We start from the raw sequence: 20,614 nt of genomic DNA on the forward strand, positions 1-20,614 counted from the left end.
CCCCCCCCCCCCCCCCCCCCCCCCCCCCCCCCCCCCCCCCCCCCCCCCCCCCGCCGTGGCCGGCGTGCCGCATTCGGTGGAGAAGTCACCGCTCGGGGGTGGGAGGATGGGGGGATGCTGATCCTCGCGGCGACTCCCATCGGGCGGGCGGACGACGCGTCGCCGAGGCTCGTGGCTGCGCTCGGGTCGGCCGACGTCGTGGCGGCGGAGGACACCCGACGTCTGCGCAGGCTCGCGGCCGACCTCGGTGCGACGGTCGGGGGGCGGATCGTCTCCTACTTCGAGGGCAACGAGCGCGAGCGCACCCCCGAGCTGGTGGAGCACCTCCAGGACGGGCTCGACGTGCTGCTGGTGACCGACGCCGGCATGCCGAGCGTCTCCGACCCGGGCTACCGGCTCGTGGTCGCGGCGCTCGAGGCCGACGTCGACGTGCACGCCATCCCCGGCCCCTCGGCGGTGCTCACGGCCCTGGCGGTCAGCGGGCTGCCGGTCGACCGGTTCTGCTTCGAGGGGTTCCCGCCGCGCAAGGCGGGGGAGCGCGACCGCGCCTTCGCCGCCCTCGCCACCGAGCCCCGCACCATGGTGTTCTTCGAGTCGCCGCACCGCACCCGTGCCACGCTCGCCGGCCTCGCCGCGGCCCTCGGCGACGACCGGCCCGCCGCCGTGTGCCGCGAGCTGACCAAGACCTACGAGGAGGTCGCGCGCGGCACGCTCGCGGAGCTGGTGGCCTGGGTCGACGAGCAGGAGCACGGCGTCCGCGGCGAGGTCACGCTCGTGGTGGCCGGGCACGTCGCCGTCGCCGCCGACCTCGACGACGACGCCCTCCGGTCCCTGGTCGCCGCAGCCGAGTCCACCGGGCTCAGCCGCAAGGACGCCGTCGCCCGGGTGGTCGCCGACACCGGCGTGCGCAAGCGCGTGGTCTACGACGCCGCCCACGCGCGCTGACCGGCGACCTGCCGACCCGCGCACGAGCGACGCCCCGGACCCCCGCCTGCTCGACGCAGCGCCGACCGTCCGGGCCGTGGTCACTAGGATCGGGGCGTGTCCTACTACGTCACCACGCCGATCTACTACGTCAACGACGCGCCGCACATCGGCCACGGCTACACGACGGTCATCGGCGACATCCTCACCCGCTGGCACCGTCAGCGCGGCGAGGACGTCTGGTACCTGACGGGCACCGACGAGCACGGCCTGAAGGTGCTCCGCAAGGCCGAGCAGAACGGCGTCACCCCGCAGGAGTGGACCGACCGGCTGGTCGAGACGGAGTGGAAGCCGCTGCTCGAGACCCTCGACATCGCCAACGACGACTTCATCCGCACCAGCGAGGCGCGCCACGAGGCCGGCTCGCAGGCGTTCTGGCAGGACCTCTACGACCGCGGCGAGGTCTACAAGGGCGAGTTCACCGGCTGGTACTCCGTGGGGTCGGAGGAGTTCGTGGCCGAGGACGACGTGGTCGACGGCGAGGGTGACGACGAGGGCCACAAGGTCTCCGCGCTCGACGGTTCCCGGGTGGAGCACCTGACCGAGGAGAACTACTTCTTCCCGCTCAGCGCGTACGCCGACCGCCTGCTCGAGCTCTACGAGAGCAACCCCGACTTCATCCAGCCCGAGTCGGCGCGCAACGAGGTCGTCTCGTTCGTGCGCCGCGGTCTCAAGGACCTCTCCATCAGCCGGTCCACGTTCGACTGGGGCATCAAGGTCCCGTGGGACCACTCGCACGTCATGTACGTGTGGATCGAGGCCCTCCTCAACTACGTGACGGCGGCGGGCTACGGCGTCGACGACGAGCGCTTCGGCGAGCTCTGGCCGGCCGACGTGCACCTCGTCGGCAAGGACATCGCCCGGTTCCACGCCGTCATCTGGCCGGCCATGCTCATGGCGGCCGGCCGCCCGGTGCCGCACCGCGTGTTCGCGCACGGCTGGCTGCTGGTCGGCGGGCAGAAGATGAGCAAGAGCAAGGCCAACGGCATCCGTCCCGACGAGCTGGTCGACGTGTTCGGGTCCGACGCCTACCGCTACTACTTCGCGCGCGCGCTCACGTTCGGTGCCGACGGGTCGATCTCGTGGGAGGACATGCGGGCGCGGTACCACGCCGAGCTGGCGAACGGCTTCGGCAACCTGGCATCGCGGGTGGCCGCCATGATCGGCAAGTACTTCGACGGCGCGCTGCCCGCCGCTGGGCCGCAGGGCCCGGCCGAGGAGGCCGTCGTCGCGCTGGTCGAGGAGTCCGTGCTCGAGGCCGACCGTGCGATCGACCGGATCGCCCCGCAGGACGCCCTCGCCCAGGTGTGGCGGATCGTCGAGGCGCTCAACGGCTACCTCACCGAGCAGGCGCCGTGGCAGGTGGCCAAGACCGCGGCCGCTGGCGGGGATGCCGGGCCGGGTGCGGCAGAGGCAGCACAGGGGCGTCTGGCCACGATCCTGGTCACCGCGGCCGAGGGCCTTCGTGTCCTGGCCGTGCTCCTCAACCCCGTCATGCCGAAGGCGTCGGCATCGCTGTGGGAGTCCCTGGGTGCCGAGCCGGCGCTGGGGGCGCTGGCCGACCAGCGCATCTCCGCGGCGGCGGCCTGGGGCCGGCTGCCCGAGGGCTCGGTGATCACCAAGGTCCCGAGCCTGTTCCCGCGCATCGAGGACGCCGAGTGACCGACGCCGGCTCGGCCCACTGGCCCTGGCCGGACGCACCCGAGCCGTTGCCGTCGCCGGTGGTCGACAACCACTGCCACCTCGACCACCGGATCAAGGGTGGCCTGGTCATCGACGTCGACGACGCCCTCGACCGCGCCGCCGCGGTCAACGTGAACCGCATCGTGCAGGTCGGCTGTGACCTCGAGGGGTCCCGGTGGGCGGTCGAGACGGCCCGGGCCCACCCGGCTGTCGTCGCCGCCGTGGCCCTGCACCCCAACGAGGCGCCGCTGCTCGACGCCGACGGCACGCTCGACGCGGCCCTGGCCGAGATCGACGCGCTCGCGCAGGACCCGCAGGTGCGGGCGGTGGGGGAGACCGGGCTCGACTACTTCCGCACCGGGCCCGACGGTCGCGACGCGCAGCACCGCTCGTTCCGTGCGCACGTGGCCATGGCGAAGCGCCACGACCGCACGCTCGTCATCCACGACCGCGACGCCCACGACGACGTGCTCGCGCTCCTGGACGACGAGGGCGTGCCCGAGCGCACGGTCATGCACTGCTTCTCCGGTGACGCCGACGTCGCCCGTCGGTGCCTCGACCGCGGTGCGTACCTGTCCTTCTCCGGCACGGTCACGTTCAAGAACGCCGAGCCGCTGCGCGAGGCGCTCGCGATCACCCCGACGGATCGGATCCTCGTCGAGACCGATGCGCCGTTCCTCACACCGATGCCGTACCGCGGGCGCCCGAATGCCTCGTTCCTCGTCCCGCTGACGGTGCGTTTCATGGCTGAGTTCCTGGGCCGATCCGTCGACGACCTCTGCCGGGCCATCGACGAGAACACCGACCGCGCGTTCGGCGGATCCTGGCAGCAGCACGGCTCCACTGTTTGACGGCACGAGCCTCCTGTCGCAGGGTGGTCAGGCTGCCCATCTCCAGCCGTCCCTGTCCCCGACCAGAGGAAAGCAGTGCGTCACCCCTTCTCGAAGTCCCCCCAGAACCCCTCGACCGGCTCCTCGGCCACCCCCGCGCCGACCCCCTCCCGCAGCCGCCACCGCCAGACGAAGAAGCGTGTCGTCATCGCGCTCAACCTGGCCGTGCTGCTCGTCATCGGTGCGGGCGTCGCCGCCTACGGCACGCTCGGCAAGACCGTCACGCTCGACGTCGACGGCCGCAAGGACACCGTCCGCACGTTCGGCGCGTCCGTCGGGTCGCTGCTCAAGAGCCAGGACGTCAAGACCAGGAACGCCGCCGTCGACGCCGAGCCCACGGCGCCCGTCTCCGACGGCGACACGATCAAGGTCCGGTACGCCAAGGACGTCACCCTGGCCGTCGACGGCACGGTCGAGCGCGAGACGGTGCACGCCGCGACCGTCGGTGAGGTGCTCGACGAACTCGACGTCGAGCCCGACGCCGACGCCGAGCTGAGCGACGCTCCGGACACGCGTCTCGACGACACCGGCGACCAGGTCGTCGTGTCCAACCCCAAGAAGCTGACGGTCTCCGTGGACGGTGACGACCGCTCGGTCACCAGCGCGGCTCCGACGGCCGAGGGCGTGCTCGAGGAAGCCGGGGTCCGGCTCGACGAGGACGACGAGGTCACCGCCGGCGACGCGATCGGTCGAGCCGCCCTGGTGAAGCCGGGCGACGACGTCGAGGTCGTGCGCATCGAGATGGTCGACACCACCGAGAAGCTCGAGCGCGACCTGAAGGTCGAGTACCGCGACGACGACTCCCTCGAGAAGGGCACCGAGAAGGTCCTGGAGGAGGGGAGCCCCAGCGAGGTCGAGCAGCAGGTCCTGCTCACGAAGGCCGACGGCGAGGTCCGCCACCGCCTGGTGCTCACGTCGAGGACGCTCGAGAAGGGTGCGCCGCGCGTCGTGGCGCGCGGTACCGCCGAGGCCCCGTCCGTCGAGGACGGCAGCGTGTGGGACCGCATCGCGAAGTGCGAGTCCGGCGGCAACTGGAGCATCAACACCGGCAACGGCTACTACGGCGGCCTGCAGTTCTCGGCGGCCACCTGGCGCAGCGTCGGCGGGCCCGGCCTGCCGCACGAGCACAGCCGCGAGGTGCAGATCAAGTACGCCAAGATCCTGCAGCAGCGGTCCGGCTGGGGCCAGTGGTCCTGCGCCGCGAAGGTCGGTGTCGGCTGAGCGGCCCGGCGCTCCCGCCGCCGCGCCCGCCCTCGCTGCTGGGCGCGACCGAGGTCCGTCGCATCGCTGAGGCGATCGGCCTGCGCCCCACGAAGCAACGTGGCCAAAACTTCGTGGTCGATGCCAACACCGTCCGGCGCATCGTCCGCACCTCCGGGGTCGGCCCCGACGACGTCGTCGTCGAGGTCGGCCCCGGCCTGGGTTCGTTGACGCTCGAGCTGCTGGGCGTGGCCAGACAGGTCGTGGCCGTCGAGATCGACCCGGTCCTCGCCGGACGACTGCCGGTCACCGTGGCCGACCACGCGCCCGACCACGCCGATCGGCTCCACCTCGTGCAGGCCGACGCCATGCGCGTGGAGGACCTGCCAGGTCCGGCGCCCACGGCGCTGGTGGCCAACCTCCCGTACAACGTGTCGGTGCCGGTGCTGCTGCACCTGCTCGAGCGCTTCGACTCGATCGAGTCCGTGCTGGTGATGGTGCAGGCCGAGGTGGCGCACCGACTCGCCGCCGGCCCCGGGTCGCGCACGTACGGGGTGCCGAGCGTCAAGGCGTCCTGGTACTGCGACGTCGCCCTGGCCGGCACCATTGGACGCCAGGTGTTCTGGCCCGTCCCGAACGTCGACTCCGCGCTCGTGTCGCTGCGCCGCAGGCCCACCCCCGGCGACGAGACCCTCCGCCGCGCGACCTTCCGGGTCGTCGACGCCGCGTTCGCGCAGCGCCGCAAGACGCTCCGCGCGGCTCTCTCGGGCCTGTTCGGCTCGGGCGCTGCGGCGGAGGAGGCGCTGCGGTCGGCGGGGGTCGACCCGCAGGCGCGCGGCGAGCAGCTGGACGTCGCGGACTTCGCCCGCATCGCGACCGTCCTGGGCTGAGCCGGACCAGGCCCGGCCCAGGACGGCGCTGCCCCGTCCTCGGCCCGTCTGTAGGTTGGTGCGGTGACTACCGTCAGCGTGCGTGTGCCCGCCAAGATCAACCTGTGTCTCGGCGTCGGACCCGTGCGCGAGGACGGCTTCCACCCGCTCGCCACCGTGTACCAGGCCGTCGACCTGCACGACGAGCTGCGCGCCACCGTGGTCGACTCCGACGAGATCACCGTGACCACGACGGTCGACGTGGAGGACGCCGAGGCCGAGGCCGCGCTGGTGCCCGAGGGGTGGGACAACATCGCGGTCCGTGCGGCTGCCGCGCTGCGTGAGCACGCCGGCATCGAGGCCGGCATCGACCTGGCCATCCGCAAGGTCATCCCGGTGGCCGGCGGCATGGCGGGCGGCTCGGCCGATGCGGCGGCGGCGCTGGTGGCCTGCAACGACGCGTGGGGGCTGGGCTACTCCCGGCACGACCTCGAGCCGGTCGCAGCGTCGCTCGGCAGCGACGTCCCGTTCCTGCTGCACGGTGGCAACGCGATCGGCGGCGGTCGAGGCGAGACGGTCAGCCCTGTCCTCGCCCGAGGGTCGTACCACTGGGTCTTCGCCGTCGCGGCCGAAGGCCTGTCGACGGCGGCCGTCTACGCCGAGTTCGACCGGCTCAACGAGGGTCGCGACGTGCCGGAGCCCGAGGTGCCCGACGCCCTCCTGGCGGCGCTCCGCTCGGGCGATGCCCAGGCGCTCGGCGCGGCCCTGTCCAACGACCTGACCGAGGCGTCGCTGTCGCTGCGACCGGAGCTCGAGGCCACGCTCGACGTCGGGCGCCAGGCCGAGGCTCTCGGGGCGATCATCTCCGGGTCCGGACCCACCTGCCTGTTCCTCGCCACCGACGAGCAGCACAGCCTCGACATCGCGATCGCCCTCGCCGGTGCCGGTGGCTGCGCCGACGTCGTGCAGTCCACCGGCCCGGTCCCGGGCGTCCGCTTCATCGGATGAGCGGCAGCGCTCGCGGCGGAGGCACGACCCGCCCCCTCATCGGCGGCGAGGGTCTTCAGCTGTCGTTCCCGACGAAGGACGTGCTCGACGACGTGACCCTGGGCCTCGCCGAGGGTCAGCGCGTGGGTGTCGTCGGGCGCAACGGCGACGGGAAGTCGACCCTCATGCGGGTCCTCGCGCGACGGCTCGAGCCCGACGAGGGTCGCATCACCTGGCGCCGCGACCTGCGGGTCGGCTTCGTGGACCAGGCCGACGTGCTCGACCCAGCCGTGGTCGTGTCCGACGCGGTGGTGGGCGACACGGCCGAGCACGAGTGGGCCGGTGACGCGAAGGTCCGCGACGTCGTGAACGGCCTGCTGTCCGACGTCCCGTGGGACGCCCGGGTGGGGGACCTGAGCGGCGGTCAGCGTCGACGCGTCTCGCTCGCGGCGGTGCTGGTGGGCGACCACGACGTCCTGTTCCTCGACGAGCCCACCAACCACCTCGACGTGGAGGGCGTGACCTGGCTCGCGGCGCACCTCAACGCCCGCTTCGCCTCGGGGCAGGGTGCGTTCGTGGTGGTCACCCACGACCGGTGGTTCCTGGACGAGGCGTGCACCGACACGTGGGAGGTGCACGACGCGATCGTCGAGCCGTTCGAGGGCGGCTACGCGGCGTACGTGCTGCAACGGGTCGAGCGCGACCGGCAGGCGGCGGCCTCGGAGTCGCGACGCCAGAACCTGCTGCGCAAGGAGCTGGCGTGGCTGAGGCGCGGCGCGCCGGCGCGGACGTCGAAGCCGAAGTTCCGCATCGACGCGGCGAACGAGCTGATCGAGCGCGAGCCGCCGGTGCGTGACGAGGTGGCGCTCAAGCGCGTGGCCACCGCACGTCTGGGCAAGGACGTCGTCGACCTGCTCGACGTGTCCGTGGCCTATCCCTCGACAGGGTCGGGGCGCGCGGCGCACGAGGTCCTGCAGCGGGTCGAGTGGCGGATCGCCCCGGGCGAGCGGGTCGGCATCCTGGGGGCGAACGGTGCGGGCAAGAGCACCCTGCTCGGCCTGGTCGCCGGGACGGTGCAGCCCTCGAGCGGGCACGTGAAGCGCGGCAAGACCGTGCAGGTGGCCACGTTGTCGCAGTCGCTGTCCGAGCTCGAGACGATCGCCGACGACCGGGTCCGCGACGTCGTCGCCGGACGTCGCGCCAGCTACCAGGCCGAGGGCGGCGAGGTCTCCCCGTCGCAGATGCTGGAGCGACTCGGGTTCTCCAGCGCCCAGCTGTCGAACCGGGTCAAGGACCTCTCCGGTGGCCAGCGGCGACGGCTCCAGCTGCTGCTGGTGCTGCTCGACGAGCCGAACGTGCTGATCCTCGACGAGCCGACGAACGACATGGACACCGACATGCTGGCCGCGATCGAGGACCTCCTCGACACGTGGCCCGGGACCCTGCTCGTGGTCAGCCACGACCGCTACCTCCTGGAGCGCGTGACGGACCAGCAGTACGCCGTGCTCGACGGTCGACTGCGTCACCTTCCGGGAGGGGTCGACGAGTACCTGCGGCTGCGTCGGCGGGAGGCGGCCGAGACGTCCGGCAGTCCCGACGCCGTCGCCACGGCCACGTCCGGCGGGCCGTCAGGCACTGTCGCCGAGTCCCCGGCCGGCTCCGCCCCGAGCCGTTCGGCCGGGTCGGCGCAGGACCGCCAGGACCGCAAGGAGGTCGCCCGCCTGGAGCGCCAGATCGAGCGGCTCAGCGGACGCGAGGCCGACCTGGAGCGTCAGATGGCGGAGGCAGCGGCCGAGCCCGACCGGCTGCTCGTCCTGTCGAGCGAGCACGCCGAGGTGGTGGCCGAGCGCGACCGGCTCGAGGAGCGGTGGCTGGAGCTCGCGGACTGACGGGCCGCGACCCGAGGCCGTCGGTCTCGTGAGGGCGGCGTCGACCGGGCGAGGATGCTCAGACGTGGCGCGCGAGCGTGCGCAGCGACGCGGCGAGCGCCTCGGCGTCGCGGGGCGGGAGGCTCGACAGCAGGGACCGCTCCTGCTCCAGCAGCTCGTCGAGCGCGGCGTCGACGGCGCTGCGCCCTGCGGCCGTGAGCGTCACCTGGACGCCTCGGCGGTCGGCCGGGTCCGCCTCGCGCGAGACGAGTCCGCGCTCCGTGAGCCGATCGACCCGGTTGGTCATCGTGCCGCTGGTCACGAGGGTCTCGGTGACCAGGCGACCCGGGGAGAGCTGGTACGGCGGACCGGAGCGGCGCAGCGCCGAGAGCACGTCGAACTCCCACGGCTCGAGCGAGTGGGCCGCGAAGGCGGCGCGACGGGCGCGATCCAGGTGGCGCGCGAGCCGGGTCACGCGGCTCAGCACCTGCATCGGCGTGGTGTCGAGGTCGGGGCGTTCGCGCTGCCAGGCCGCGACGATGTCGTCGACCTCGTCACGCGCGTCGGCAGCCATGCCGCCATCGTACTGCGTCAAGAATCTTGATGTCGAGATTGTTCTGGTCGCGGACTACCTCTACCGTTTCGACCATGGACGTCGTCGACCTGGTGGGCAAGGGCCCGGCCACCCTCGTGCCGCTGCTGCGTGAGGGGTCGGTCTCCTCGCGGGAGCTGACCATCGCCACGCTCGATGCGATCGAGCGGGAGGACGCCCGGGTGAACGCCGTGGTCGAGCTGCTCGCCGACGAGGCGTTCGACGCCTCGACCGAGGCCGACGCCCGCATCGCGCGGGGCGAGCGCGGACCGCTGCTCGGCGTCCCGGTGGCGATCAAGAACGACCTCGACGTGGCCGGGCGGGTCACGGCCCTCGGCAGTCGCGCGGTGTCACGGGTGGCGACCCAGGACAGCGAGCTCGTGCAGGCCCTGCTGGCGGCCGGGGCGGTGCCGGTGGCCACCACCACGCTTCCCGAGCTCGCGATCTACGGCTTCACCGAGTCCGCAGCGCGCGGCATCACCCGCAACCCGCACCACCTCGACCGCTCCAGCGGCGGCTCGTCGGGTGGGTCGGCCGCGCTGGTCGCGTCCGGGGCGATCGGCGTGGCCACGGCGTCGGACGGCGCCGGCTCGATCCGCATCCCGGCGGCCAGCTGCGGGCTCGTGGGCTTCAAGACCACGCACGGCTACCTGCCGGGGGCCGGTGGCTGGCACGGCCTGTCCACCCAGGGGTGCGTCACGCCGACGGTGCGTGACACGGCGGTCTACCTCGACGCTGTCGGCCTCGGCCGCGCCGGTGCACTGGCGCACGCCGCGTCCACGACACCGCGCACCCTGCGCATCGGGGTGAGCACCAGCACCGCGGCGGCCACCCGGGCCGAGCCCCTGCACCGCGACGTGAAGGCGGCCCTCGACCACGTGGCCGGTCTGCTCAGCGACGCGGGGCACGAGGTCGTCCAGGTCACGGTGCCGTACGGACTCGACGCCAAGGCGCTGACCGTCCGCTACCTCGCCGGGATCGCCGACGCTGCGCGCGGTGTCGACGACCAGACCCTGCTGGAGCCGCGCACGCAGCAGATCGCTCGTCTCGGCCGACCGTTCGGTCCCGCGTCGGTGGCCTGGGCGCAGCGCGCCGGCCTGCGGTTCGGGGCGACGGTCCATGACCGGCTCGGCGTCGACCTGCTGCTCACCCCCGTGATGAGCGGCCCCGCGCTGCCGGTGGGGCGCTTCGCCGGCAAGGGTGGCCTGCGCACCGTGCTCGGCATGAACGCCTTCTACCCCTACACGGCCCAGTGGAACCACGCGGGCGTGCCGGCGGTGTCGCTGCCCGTGGGGCGATCGCGCAAGAAGGACCTGCCGCTCGCGGTGCAGCTCGTGGCCCGTCGCGACCAGGACCCGCTGCTGATGTCCGTGGCCTCGCAGGTCGAGTCGTTGCTGAGGGCCGAGTGATGCGCTGGGACCCGACGCAGTACCTGCGCTTCGCCGACGACCGCGGACGCCCGTTCGTCGACCTCGTCGCCCGGATCCGGGGCGACGCCGCGACGGTGGTCGACCTCGGCTGCGGCGCCGGCAACCTCACGTCGGTGCTGCGGGGTCGGTGGCCGGACGCGCAGGTCCTCGGCGTGGACGCGTCACCGGAGATGATCGAGCGGGCGAAGGCGGCCAACGACGATCCCGGTGCGCGGTACGAGCTGTCCGACGTCGAGACGTGGGCGCCCGCCGCGCCGGTCGACGTCATCACCTCCAACGCGATGTTCCAGTGGGTGCCGGAGCAGGAGTCGGTCCTGAGGCGACTGGCCGACGCCGTGCTCCCGGGCGGTTCCATCGCGGTGCAGGTGCCGAACAACGCCGACGCCCCGAGCCACGCGCTCATGCGTGAGGTCGCCGACCGACCTCGGTACGCCGAGCACACGGGCGGCGTGCTGGGGGTCCGTGGAACCGCGCCCGAGGTCTACCTCGAGCTCTTCGCCGACCTCGGCTGGGACTGCGACGCGTGGGAGACCACGTACCTGCACGTCCTCCCGGGCGAGGACCCGGTGTTCGAGTGGGTCAAGGGCACGGGCGCCCGCCCGGTGCTCGCGGCGCTGCCGGACGGGCTCCGCGAGGAGTTCGTGGAGGAGTACAAGGCCGAGCTGCGCACGGCTTACCCGTCCCGCCCCTTCGGCACGGTGCTCCCGTTCCGGCGCACGTTCGCCGTCGCCACCCGCCCGCTCGGGTAGCCTGGTCCCGCCGTCGCGGCCCACGTCGCGACGTTCCCCGGTTGGTCTGCCGGCAGGGCCCGCCTGACTTTGAATCAGGACAAGCGACGCAGGTTCGACTCCTGCCCGGGGAGCCGACGCCGATCGCTCGAGCGGTCCGTCCGCCGGTTGAGGCGCGGGAGGCAGTCTTGCGTCGACCGCGCGGTTCGCTTCGCGTGGGGGCTCCAAGTGACCATGGCCCCGTCAGACCTGTGGCCGTAGTGTCGACAGCAGGTCGGCACGCGCCGACGGGGGACCCCGACCAGGCGTGGGGACCTCGGGAGCTGCGAAGCGGATCGTAGGACCTGCGGTCCTGCACGTGAGGTGACTCGTGTGGGGCCGCAGTCTTGGGCCGTGACCGCCGTCAGGGCGCTGCGTAGTGCTGGTAGTCCGGCTCTGGGAAGTCGGCTCCCCGCTCCCAGCCGATCCCCGTGAAGGCACGGTCGACGACGTCGCCCTCGACGATGACGCCGGGAGCTGCCTCGGTCCCGGGGGAGCGGTTGACGCCGACGAACGCCTGGGCCGCTGGCGGTCGTGCGGTCCCGCCGACCACGTAGGGGTTCTGCACCGGGTTGATGTCGACCGCGCGCCCGTAGGCGTGGGCCGACCACGTGTCGGTGCCCGCGACGGTGCGGCAGTTGTAGCCGGAGCTGTTGTTGGCGGCCATCGACCGGTCGTCGTCACCGTCGAACTCGTCGATGAGGCGCATCGACTGCAGCGGGAACCGTTCGCGGTAGAGGGTGCCGAAGACGCGCACCACGTCGGCGGCGACATCGGCGTGCACTACGATCTCGCCCTGGTGCGCCATGCCGTCGAAGCCGACGTACGGGAGGGTGACCAGGCGCAGGTCCGTGAGCGGCACCGGGCACACGTCGGGGTTGTGGCTGGTCATCCGTTGCCGGGTGCCTGCGTCGATCCCGTCCACGGACGCCTCGAAGGCCGGGAGGTCGGGTGGCGTCGGTGCTCCCGCCTGGCCGGGTGGTGCCGCGAGCCCGGTCGTCTCCCGCAGAGCGCGCCACGACATCACCGCGGAGTCGGCGGCCTCGCCGGACAGCGGGGTCGGGCCGCCACCCTCCGGCGGGATCAGGCCGGGGCGCCACTGGTCGTCGGTGACCTGGCCGTCGGTCAGCGTGAGCTGCAGGACGCCGGACTCGGCCGTGTCGCCGTGGTACCAGTGGAAGTTGCCCAGCCCGTACGCGACGTACGTCGAGTCGAGCGTGCCCGCTCCCATGGGGATGTGCGTGTGGGCGCCCACGACCACGTCGGCCCCGGCGTCGGCGAGCGCGCCGGCCAGCTCCTGCTGCGCCGCGGTCGGCTCGGCGAGGCCCTCGGCGCCCCAGTGCAGGTAGACCACGACCACGTCGTCGCGCTCGACGGAGGTGCGGACGGAGGAGAGCAGGCGCGTGGTCCCGGCGCCCCGGGCGGTCGCGAGTCCGGGCCCGCTGCCCGGTTCCGCCGTCCAGACGGCCGCCTCGCTCTCCAGCGGGGAGGCGTCCGCGGCGTGCACGGCCACCGACGTCCCGCGGATGGTCCGGCGGTGAGGTGCGTAGGCGGCCTCGTCGTCGAGGCCGATCCCCACCAGCGCGACGGGGCCGTCCTCGGCGGCTGCCACGCTGTCGCGGACGCCGCGCACACCGAAGTCGGCGCCGTGGTTGTTGGCCATGGACGCCACGTCCACGCCCGACCGCTCGAGGACGTCGAGCGCCGACGCCGGTGCACGGAACCAGTAGCGCGCATCAGGGGACTCGAGCTCCTTGGCGGCCGGCTCGCCCCGGGTGGTCAGCGCCGACTCGAGGTTGACGATCGCGAGGTCGGCAGCCGCGAGCAGCTGCGACATCTCGCCGAGCGTCGCGTCGTCGTCACCCGGCACGTCCGAGAGGTCGCCCTCGAAGTGGACGTCACCGGCGAAGGCGAGCGTGATGGCGCGCGACGGGTCCGCGACCTCGGGGTCGAAGGACCAGGAGTGCGCCGAGCAGCCTCCGAGCAGCGCGACGACCCCCGCGAGCACGGGTCCCGTCCGCCGGCGGCGCTGGTCCATGCGTCGATGCTCCATGACCGGGCCAAGCGAGCCGGGCGGTCAGTCCTCGTCGAGCGTGCCGACGGGGTCGAAGGTGAACGAGCCGAGGTGACGCTGCACCCCGCGGAAGGTCTCGGCGATCTCCGGGTCCTGCAGGGCCTTCTCGAGCGAACGGAGGGCGTCCTGCGTCCGGGCGTCGGTGGTCTCCTCGACGGGATCGGTCATCCCTCATCGTCCCCCGGACCGACGCCGTCCGCAGACCGAGTCGATCGATCGGGCGCGTCGGCGGTGTCCTGCAGGTCTCCTGGCCGACGGCGTCGGGGGGTGCTGCCGGGTCCGCATGCTCCGTACACTGTCGGGCGTGCCTGACTCCACCACGCCGACCGTGACCGCGATCGTCCTCGCTGCCGGCGCCGGGACGCGCATGAGGTCCCGCTCCGCCAAGGTGCTGCACTCCCTGGGCGGGCGCAGCATGGTCGCCCACGCGCTCACGGCGGTCCGCGAGGTCGGCGCCTCGCAGGTCGTCGCCGTCGTGGGCCACGACCGCGAGCAGGTCTCCGCCGCCGTCACCGAGCTGGACGCCGGCGTCGTGCAGGCCGTGCAGGAGCAGCAGAACGGCACGGGGCACGCCGTCCGCGTCGCGCTCGACGCCCTTGACGAGGTGCCCGAGGGGACCGTGCTCATCACCTACGGCGACGTCCCGCTCCTCACGGCCCAGACGCTGTCGGAGCTGCTGCTCGACCACACCCACGCGGGCCGCGCTGTCACGATCCTCACCGCCGAGCTGGACGACCCGAGCGGCTACGGCCGCATCCTGCGCGACGAGCAGGGCGCCGTGGTCGCGATCCGCGAGCACAAGGACGCGACGGACGACGAGCGGGCCGTGCGCGAGGTCAACAGCGGCATCCTCGCCGTCGAGGCCGCCTTCCTGGACCACGCCACGCGCAAGCTCGACACCGACAACGCGCAGGGCGAGCTGTACCTCACCGACATCGTCGGCACGGCCGTGCGCGAGGGCCGCCCGGTCGGGGCCCACGTCCTCGAGGACGTGTGGCAGACGGAGGGCGTGAACGACCGGGCCCAGCTGGCCCGTCTCGGCAAGGAGCTCAACCGGCGCACGACCGACCACTGGATGCGTCAGGGCGTCACGATCGTCGACCCCGACACCACGTGGATCGACTCCGACGTCAGCCTCGGCATCGACGTCACCCTGCTGCCCGGTACCCAGCTGCTCGGCGCGACGAGCATCGGTGCCGGCGCAACGGTCGGACCCGACACCACGCTGCGCAACGTCGAGGTCGGCGACGACGCCACCGTCGTGCGGACGCACGGCTCCGACGCCGTCGTGGGTGCCGGCGCGAGCGTGGGCCCGTTCGCCTACCTGCGTCCCGGTGCGGTGCTGGGCGACCAGGGCAAGATCGGCACCTTCGTGGAGGTCAAGAACTCGACCCTCGGCGAGGGCGCCAAGGTGCCGCACCTCAGCTACGTCGGTGACGCCGACGTCGGCGAGGGCACCAACATCGGCGCCGGCACGATCGTCGCCAACTACGACGGGATGAACAAGCACCGCACGGTGGTGGGCAAGCACGCCCGCACCGGGTCGGACAACGTGTTCGTCGCGCCCGTGACGATCGGCGACGGTGCCTTCACCGGGGCCGGGACGATCGTGCGGGAGGACGTCCCGCCGGGGGCGCTTGCGGTGAGTGCCGGGACACAGAGGACCATGGACGGGTGGGTGCAGCGCAAGCGGCCGGGCACCCCGTCCGCTGCCGCCGCCGACGCCGCCGAGGAGCCCGCTGGTGAGTGACCTGCTCAAGAAGACGCCGACGAAGAAGATCATGCTCTTCTCGGGCCGTGCGCACCCCGTGCTCGCCGAGGAGGTCGCGAACCTGCTCGAGGTCCCGCTCGTGCCGACCACGGCGTACGACTTCGCGAACGGTGAGATCTACGTCCGCTTCGACGAGTCGGTCCGTGGCAGCGACGCGTTCGTCATCCAGAGTCACGCAGCCCCGATCAACGAGGCGATCATGGAGCAGCTCATCATGATCGACGCGCTGAAGCGTGCGTCCGCGAAGCGCATCACGGTGATCCTGCCGTTCTACGGCTACGCCCGCCAGGACAAGAAGCACCTCGGTCGCGAGCCGATCTCGGCCCGGCTCATGGCCGACCTGTTCACGGCCGCCGGCGCCGACCGGCTCATGACGGTCGACCTGCACACGGCGCAGATCCAGGGCTACTTCGACGGTCCCGTCGACCACCTGCTGGCCATGCCGATCCTCACGCGCTACGTCAAGCGCAAGTACGGCAAGCAGCCGCTCGCGGTCGTCTCGCCCGACGCCGGTCGCATCAAGGTCGCCGAGTCGTGGGCCAACGCCCTGGGCGGCGCCCCGCTCGCGTTCATCCACAAGACCCGCGACCCGCGCAAGCCGAACGAGTCGAAGGCCAACCGCGTCGTCGGCGAGGTCGAGGGACGCTGCTGCATCCTGGTCGACGACCTCATCGACACCGGCGGCACGATCGTGCAGGCCGCCGAGGCGCTCAAGGCCGACGGCGCCGCCGACGTGGTCATCGCCGCCACGCACCCGGTGTTCTCCGGCCCGGCGGTCGACCGGCTCAAGAACTCGGTGGCCACCGAGGTGGTCGTCACCAACACGCTGCCACTGAACGACGACCAGCGCTTCGACAAGCTGACGGTGCTGTCGATCGCCCCGCTGCTGGCCCAGGCCACCGCCGCCGTCTTCGAGGACGGCTCGGTCACCAGCCTGTTCAGCTGAACCGACGCGGTCAGCTGGCTCCCGCTGCGACGGTTGCCGTCGGGCTCGGGGTCGGGGTGGCCGTCGGCGTCGCGCTGGGGGTGGACGTCGCGCTCGGCGTGGGCGTAGGTGTAGGTGTGGGCGTGGGCGTGGGCGTGGGCGTGGGCGTGGGCGTCGCGCTGGGCGTGGGTGTCGCGGACGGCCACGGGAACACGGGCGAGCGCACCAGCATGAACGGTTGGCCGTCCTCGACCGCGAGCGACTGGCGGCACGTGCTGTCGGGCAGCAGGGGCTGGTTGGCCGCGATGGTCATGCCCTGCAGGACGTTCAGCCCGTTGAGCCGCACCGGCTCCCACTTCTTCTCGACCTCGTCCTCGATCACGATGGTGACGTCGCAGGTGGCGGTCGGGAGCGTCCCGCCGACCGTAAACCGACCCGCGGCGTCGGTCTCGACCTTGCCGTGCTGCACGCCGTGCCCGTCGTAGGCCGAGACCTTCACGCCCTTGGCGGGCATGCCGGTCTTGGCGTCGAGCACGAGCCCGCTCAGGCTCCCGCCCTTCTGGCTGAGCTTGACCGACGTGTTCACCACACGCTTGGAGCGCACCGATCCCCGCAGGTTCACCGTGCGACCGAGGTAGCCGTCGGTGCCGGGCACCTGGACCCGGTAGGCGCCCGGGTGGAGGCCGCGGACGCTGAAGCGTCCACGCGTCACCTTGACGACCCAGAACTGGCCGGTGGTCCGGTGCACGAGCGTCACCCACGGGCTCGTGGCGATCAGGGCGTTGTCTCCGCGATAGACGCGCCCGACCATGGCGCCGGCGCGTGTCCGAAGGGAGATGTTGACCGACTTCACGACCCCGTAGTTGGCGGCGCCGGCAGCCCGGCCCGGCCCCGTCCAGCGCAGGGCGCGGTCGTACGTGAACAGGGTGAAGCGGGCGTTCGGCAGACCGCCGATGGCGTACTGTCCACGGCTGTTGGCCTTGACCTCGTACGTCCGGCCGTTGACGCCGGCGGGCACGTTCTCGACGGCGAGGACCCGTGCCCCGCCTGCCACCTTCCCGCCGCCGCGGACGGTTCCGGTGAAGGCGCCGCCGCGACGCATCGTCACGTCGCGCTGGGTGCCCTCGCCGGCCTCGACGTGCACACGGACGTCGACGTCCACGTGCGCCTTGACGTCGTAGCGTGGCCGGGTGTCGGTGAACTGGAGGATGTAGTCGCCGGGGGGCAGGTCGAGGGAGTACGCGGTCCCCTTGGCGCGGACCTCGCGGAGGTAGCCCCAGCCCGACGTGAAGATCCGCACCTTGATGCCGGACAGGTAGCGGGTGCTCGTGCCGACGCGTTCCTTGATGTCGCCGGCGACCCACCCGGTCGGCTCAGCGGCGACCACGGGGGACGTGAGTCCCAGCAGCAGGCCGGCGACCGCCAGGACGATGGCGGCGCGCGCGCCACGACGACGTGCGTCCGTGTTCATGACTCCCTCTCCGGTGGCGCGTCACAGCGCCTGACTCCCGTTCGGGAGTCTAGGTCCGGGAAAGTGGGATCGACCCCGACCTTGCACGATCTGAAGGTAATCTTGAGCGAAGCCTGAGGGAGGAGTGCGAGTGCAGAGCCGGCGTACGCGACGCCTGGAGATCGTCGGTACGGCCGTCGCCGCCGTCGTCGCCCTCGTCGTCGCCCTGAACCTGCTGGGCGTGCCCGTCCGGCCACCCTTCTGGCCGGGGGGACCCCAGGGGTCCAACCCCTTCGAGTCCTCCGCCGTGCACGTCGACCGGCAGTCGCAGGCGGCGCGCGCGGCTGCCGCCGCCGCAGGGGACGACGCCAGGATCCTGGACCGGCTCGCCTCCACGCCGACTGCTGTCTGGCTGACCCCCGAGGCGACGCCGGTCGACACCGTCGAGGACCACGTGCGGCGCATCGCCGTCCAGGCCCGCGACGAGGACTCGGTCGCGCTCTTCGTCCTCTACGGCATCGCCGACCGCGACTGCAGCGGTCAGGAGTCGGCCGGTGGCCTCCCGCCCGACCAGTACCGCGACTGGGTGCGGGCGGCGGCCGACGGCGCCGACGGCATCGGGACCTCCGCCGTCGTGGTCGAGCCGGACGCGCTGGCCGACGCGGGGGAGTGTGCCGATCCCGACGAACGGATCGCGCTGCTGGGGGACGCCGTCGACGCCTTCGTCGACGCGGACGTCACGACCTATCTCGACGCCGGCCACTCGGGGTGGATCGCCCCGGAGGAGATGGCCGGTCGTCTCCAGCAGGCTGGAGTGGAGGACGCCCGCGGCTTCTCCACCAACGTCTCCTTCTACGCCGACGACGCGTCGGAACGTGCGTACGCCGACGCGGTGGTCGACGCGCTCGGTGGTGGGCACTACGTGATCGACACCGGACGCAACGGGAACGGGTCCGACGGGCAGTGGTGCAATCCTCCCGGCCGGGCCCTCGGGCGCGAGCCCTCGGTCGGCGACGGTCACCTGGACGCCTCGCTCTGGATCAAGCCGCCCGGTGAGAGCGACGGCGCGTGCGGCGGGGGCCCCGCGGCCGGCACGTGGTGGACCGCGCGGGCCCTCGAGCTCGCCCGCGCTGCGGGCTGGTGAAGGTGACCCGCAGCGCATTCCTGTGGTTTCAGGGGCGAAGGACGCCGTCGTTGCTACGCTCGACCCATGGGAGAGAGTTCTGCACGCCTTGCGGTCGTCATCGAGGATGACGCCGACGTCCGGCACCTCCTGCGCACGATCCTCGTCCGGAGTGGCTTCGAGGTCATCCTGACCAAGGACGGCGCCGAGGGCGTCGAGGCGGTTCGCGCCCACGACCCCGAGCTCACCACCCTCGACGTCAACATGCCCGGCATGGACGGGTTCGCGGCCGCCAAGCTGATCCGCGAGTTCAGCTCCACCTACATCATCATGCTCACCGGCCTGGACGACGAGATCGATGTCGTCCAGGGTCTCGACTCCGGCGCCGACGACTACCTCGTGAAGCCGTTCCGGCCCCGTGAGCTCCGCGCCCGGATCGAGTCCGTGATGCGTCGCCCCCGTCAGCACGCGACGACGACGGCTGCGGCCGGTGCGTCCGACCGGACCCGTCCGGAGCCGCCCGCGCCGGTGCAGCCCCAGCAGGGGGCCCAGCCCGCGGGGTCCGACGTCGAGCAGGACCTGCCCCAGCGCGAGGTCGCGCCGTCGGCGGCCGCTGCCCACCAGGCAGCCTCCCAGCACCCTGCGGCACAGCACGCTGCGGTCCAGCAGCACCCTGCGGCCCAGCACGCGGAGGCGCAGGCCCACCCTCCTCACGCGTCCGCCCACCCGGTGCACTCCGCCCCGGCATCACCGCCGTCCGACGGCGGCTGGTCCTCCGCGGGTCGCGTGGGCGTCGCCCACGCCCCCTCCGTGAGCGCGGGTGTCGCTGCGGCCTCCGCCACCGGTCCGGACGCCTGGCTCCGTTCCAACGGTCTCGCCGTGAACGTGGACACGCGCACGGTCGTGGTCGACGGTCGCAACGTCGACCTCACCCGGACCGAGTTCGACCTCGTCGCCTCGCTGCTGTCGACCGGACGCCGGGTCCGGAGCAAGGCCGACCTCGTCCTCACGCTGCGCGGCCAGAACTACGTCACGACCTACTTCGTGAACGAGGCCGACAAGCGCGCCGTCGAGGTGCACATGGCCAACATCCGTCGCAAGCTCGGCGACTCCAGCACCACCCCACGCTGGATCGAGACCGTGCGCGGCGTCGGCTACCGCATGGCCGAGGACGGCTGAGTCGCACCGAGGGCGCGAGCTCCGAAGGAGCCCGCGCCCGCACCGCTCGGGGTGCTGCCGTCAGTTGGCGTTGATCGGGATCTTCTGGGCCTCGGTCGGCTTCTTCGAGGCGAAGATCGCGATGGGGACCTCCTGAGTCACCAGCTCCGGCTCGTACTCGTCGCTGCCGCGTGACTTCTGGATCCAGACCGTCGCGCTGAAGGTGAGCGTGACGCCCTGGGTGTCGGCGGCCAGCGGGCCGATCTTCTGGTTGCGCAGCTCGAACGCACCCTTGGGCGAGGTGATGAGCATGCCGTACTTGGTGGAGACCGGCTGCGGGTCGAAGGTGATCTTCTTCGCCTCCTCGTCGAGCTCGTAGGGGTTCTCGACGGTCCCGGAGGGCGTGGTGGTCACCGACGTCACCTCGATGCGGTCGAGGTAGACCTTGCGCTTCTTGCTGAACTTGTCGCGGAGCTTGCGGGAGAGGTCGTAGGACTGGAGCGTGAAGGAGAAGTACTTGTCGCCGCCGGGGTACCACTCGTTGGTGCGCGGCGTCGACTTGGTCGGCCAGATCGTGTAGACGAAGTCCATCGAGCCGACCTTGACGTGCGACTGGAACGTCCCGTCGCGGGTGAACTGCGAGTCGAACGCCGCGGTGGCGGAGGCGGTCGGAGTCGGCGTGCTGGCCTGCGGCGCATCCTCCTTCAGGACGCCGCACGAGGAGAGCACGAGGGCGAGGACGACGGAGGTCACCACGGCGGCGAGGGGCCGGCGGGCGGTGCGGTGCTGGGCGCTGGTCACGGGAGGGTTCCTTCGGGGACGCTGGGGTGCGAGGTGGTGGTC

At 72.4% G+C, this 20,614-nt stretch carries 18 protein-coding genes and 1 tRNA gene; 14 read left to right on the forward strand and 5 right to left on the reverse strand.

Annotated elements, in window-relative coordinates; translation table 11 throughout:
* The first annotated feature begins 114 nt into the window (after positions 1–114).
* The 7 genes from rsmI to NUV38_RS03935 all read left to right on the forward strand — a co-directional run bounded on the left by rsmI (position 115) and on the right by NUV38_RS03935 (position 8,502).
* Entirely contained in the window at positions 115–945 is an 831-nt protein-coding gene (gene rsmI / locus NUV38_RS03900; RefSeq protein ID WP_257727855.1) for a 16S rRNA (cytidine(1402)-2'-O)-methyltransferase, read from the forward strand.
* A 96-nt stretch (positions 946–1,041) separates the two neighbouring features.
* The gene (gene metG, locus NUV38_RS03905) at positions 1,042–2,646 is read left to right on the forward strand and encodes a methionine--tRNA ligase (protein WP_257727856.1); all 1,605 of its coding nucleotides are present in this window, start codon (positions 1,042–1,044) and stop codon (positions 2,644–2,646) included.
* Positions 2,643–3,518, forward strand: coding sequence for a TatD family hydrolase (locus NUV38_RS03910; protein ID WP_257727857.1), 876 nt, complete (start codon positions 2,643–2,645; stop codon positions 3,516–3,518). The genes metG and NUV38_RS03910 overlap by 4 nt, the downstream gene beginning before the upstream one ends.
* Positions 3,519–3,593: 75 nt before the next feature.
* The gene (locus NUV38_RS03915) at positions 3,594–4,778 is read left to right on the forward strand and encodes a transglycosylase family protein (RefSeq protein ID WP_308219649.1); all 1,185 of its coding nucleotides are present in this window, start codon (positions 3,594–3,596) and stop codon (positions 4,776–4,778) included.
* Positions 4,751–5,647 (forward strand): 16S rRNA (adenine(1518)-N(6)/adenine(1519)-N(6))-dimethyltransferase RsmA, encoded by an 897-nt coding sequence (rsmA, locus tag NUV38_RS03925; protein ID WP_374626073.1) that lies wholly within the window; start codon positions 4,751–4,753, stop codon positions 5,645–5,647. Before NUV38_RS03915 ends, rsmA begins: the two co-directional genes overlap by 28 nt.
* A 63-nt stretch (positions 5,648–5,710) precedes the next feature.
* A complete protein-coding gene (locus tag NUV38_RS03930; protein WP_257727858.1) occupies positions 5,711–6,634 on the forward strand; it encodes a 4-(cytidine 5'-diphospho)-2-C-methyl-D-erythritol kinase in 924 nt (307 codons plus the stop codon).
* Entirely contained in the window at positions 6,631–8,502 is a 1,872-nt protein-coding gene (locus NUV38_RS03935) for an ABC-F family ATP-binding cassette domain-containing protein (protein ID WP_257727859.1), read from the forward strand. Before NUV38_RS03930 ends, NUV38_RS03935 begins: the two co-directional genes overlap by 4 nt.
* Before the next feature lie 58 nt (positions 8,503–8,560).
* Here the strand turns inward: NUV38_RS03935 and NUV38_RS03940 are convergent, their stop codons facing one another.
* Entirely contained in the window at positions 8,561–9,055 is a 495-nt protein-coding gene (locus tag NUV38_RS03940) for a MarR family winged helix-turn-helix transcriptional regulator (RefSeq protein WP_257727860.1), read from the reverse strand.
* Positions 9,056–9,129: 74 nt separating this feature from the next.
* Here NUV38_RS03940 and NUV38_RS03945 point away from each other — a divergent pair, with 74 nt between their 5' ends.
* The 3 genes from NUV38_RS03945 to NUV38_RS03955 all read left to right on the forward strand — a co-directional run bounded on the left by NUV38_RS03945 (position 9,130) and on the right by NUV38_RS03955 (position 11,365).
* Positions 9,130–10,482 carry an amidase family protein gene (locus NUV38_RS03945; RefSeq protein ID WP_257727861.1) on the forward strand — a complete coding sequence of 451 codons (1,353 nt, stop codon included), beginning with the start codon at positions 9,130–9,132 and terminating at the stop codon, positions 10,480–10,482.
* A complete protein-coding gene (locus tag NUV38_RS03950) occupies positions 10,482–11,252 on the forward strand; it encodes a methyltransferase domain-containing protein (RefSeq protein WP_257727862.1) in 771 nt (256 codons plus the stop codon). The genes NUV38_RS03945 and NUV38_RS03950 overlap by 1 nt, the downstream gene beginning before the upstream one ends.
* 34 nt (positions 11,253–11,286) lie before the next feature.
* A tRNA-Gln gene (locus NUV38_RS03955) sits at positions 11,287–11,365 on the forward strand.
* Positions 11,366–11,634: 269 nt separating this feature from the next.
* Here NUV38_RS03955 and NUV38_RS03960 read toward each other — a convergent pair.
* Positions 11,635–13,308 carry a CapA family protein gene (locus NUV38_RS03960; protein WP_257727863.1) on the reverse strand — a complete coding sequence of 558 codons (1,674 nt, stop codon included), beginning with the start codon at positions 13,306–13,308 and terminating at the stop codon, positions 11,635–11,637.
* 39 nt (positions 13,309–13,347) lie between these two features.
* A complete protein-coding gene (locus NUV38_RS03965; RefSeq protein WP_257727864.1) occupies positions 13,348–13,512 on the reverse strand; it encodes a hypothetical protein in 165 nt (54 codons plus the stop codon).
* Between the two features lie 136 nt (positions 13,513–13,648).
* On the opposite strand from NUV38_RS03965, the gene glmU reads away from it, so the two are divergent.
* Complete coding sequence (gene glmU, locus NUV38_RS03970; protein ID WP_257727865.1) at positions 13,649–15,094, forward strand: bifunctional UDP-N-acetylglucosamine diphosphorylase/glucosamine-1-phosphate N-acetyltransferase GlmU; 1,446 nt, start codon at positions 13,649–13,651, stop codon at positions 15,092–15,094.
* Position 15,095: 1 nt separating this feature from the next.
* Complete coding sequence (locus NUV38_RS03975) at positions 15,096–16,061, forward strand: ribose-phosphate diphosphokinase (protein WP_257727969.1); 966 nt, start codon at positions 15,096–15,098, stop codon at positions 16,059–16,061.
* A gap of 10 nt (positions 16,062–16,071) precedes the next feature.
* Here the strand turns inward: NUV38_RS03975 and NUV38_RS03980 are convergent, their stop codons facing one another.
* Positions 16,072–17,511 carry a carboxypeptidase-like regulatory domain-containing protein gene (locus NUV38_RS03980; protein WP_257727866.1) on the reverse strand — a complete coding sequence of 480 codons (1,440 nt, stop codon included), beginning with the start codon at positions 17,509–17,511 and terminating at the stop codon, positions 16,072–16,074.
* 130 nt (positions 17,512–17,641) lie between these two features.
* On the opposite strand from NUV38_RS03980, the gene NUV38_RS03985 reads away from it, so the two are divergent.
* Together NUV38_RS03985 and NUV38_RS03990 are read left to right on the forward strand one after the other, a co-directional pair.
* Positions 17,642–18,634, forward strand: a complete 993-nt coding sequence (locus NUV38_RS03985) for a glycoside hydrolase family 6 protein (RefSeq protein WP_257727867.1) — start codon at positions 17,642–17,644, stop codon at positions 18,632–18,634.
* Positions 18,635–18,700: 66 nt separating this feature from the next.
* Positions 18,701–19,792, forward strand: coding sequence for a response regulator transcription factor (locus NUV38_RS03990; RefSeq protein WP_257727868.1), 1,092 nt, complete (start codon positions 18,701–18,703; stop codon positions 19,790–19,792).
* Positions 19,793–19,852: 60 nt separating this feature from the next.
* Here the strand turns inward: NUV38_RS03990 and NUV38_RS03995 are convergent, their stop codons facing one another.
* Complete coding sequence (locus NUV38_RS03995) at positions 19,853–20,572, reverse strand: hypothetical protein (protein WP_257727869.1); 720 nt, start codon at positions 20,570–20,572, stop codon at positions 19,853–19,855.
* Between the last annotated feature and the right edge of the window lie 42 nt (positions 20,573–20,614).

The organism is Aeromicrobium sp. 50.2.37 (assembly GCF_024655735.1).
Taxonomy (GTDB): Bacteria; Actinomycetota; Actinomycetes; order Propionibacteriales; family Nocardioidaceae; genus Aeromicrobium.

Excerpts from the sequence above, each read along its gene's own strand:
- rsmI (WP_257727855.1), top strand. The coding sequence starts at position 115 with ATGCTGATCCTCGCGGCGACTCCCATCGGGCGGGCGGACGACGCGTCG.
- NUV38_RS03935 (WP_257727859.1), top strand. The coding sequence starts at position 6,631 with ATGAGCGGCAGCGCTCGCGGCGGAGGCACGACCCGCCCCCTCATCGGC.
- NUV38_RS03940 (WP_257727860.1), bottom strand. The coding sequence starts at position 9,055 with ATGGCTGCCGACGCGCGTGACGAGGTCGACGACATCGTCGCGGCCTGG.
- NUV38_RS03945 (WP_257727861.1), top strand. The coding sequence starts at position 9,130 with ATGGACGTCGTCGACCTGGTGGGCAAGGGCCCGGCCACCCTCGTGCCG.
- NUV38_RS03950 (WP_257727862.1), top strand. The coding sequence starts at position 10,482 with ATGCGCTGGGACCCGACGCAGTACCTGCGCTTCGCCGACGACCGCGGA.
- NUV38_RS03960 (WP_257727863.1), bottom strand. The coding sequence starts at position 13,308 with ATGGACCAGCGCCGCCGGCGGACGGGACCCGTGCTCGCGGGGGTCGTC.
- NUV38_RS03965 (WP_257727864.1), bottom strand. The coding sequence starts at position 13,512 with ATGACCGATCCCGTCGAGGAGACCACCGACGCCCGGACGCAGGACGCC.
- NUV38_RS03980 (WP_257727866.1), bottom strand. The coding sequence starts at position 17,511 with ATGAACACGGACGCACGTCGTCGTGGCGCGCGCGCCGCCATCGTCCTG.
- NUV38_RS03990 (WP_257727868.1), top strand. The coding sequence starts at position 18,701 with ATGGGAGAGAGTTCTGCACGCCTTGCGGTCGTCATCGAGGATGACGCC.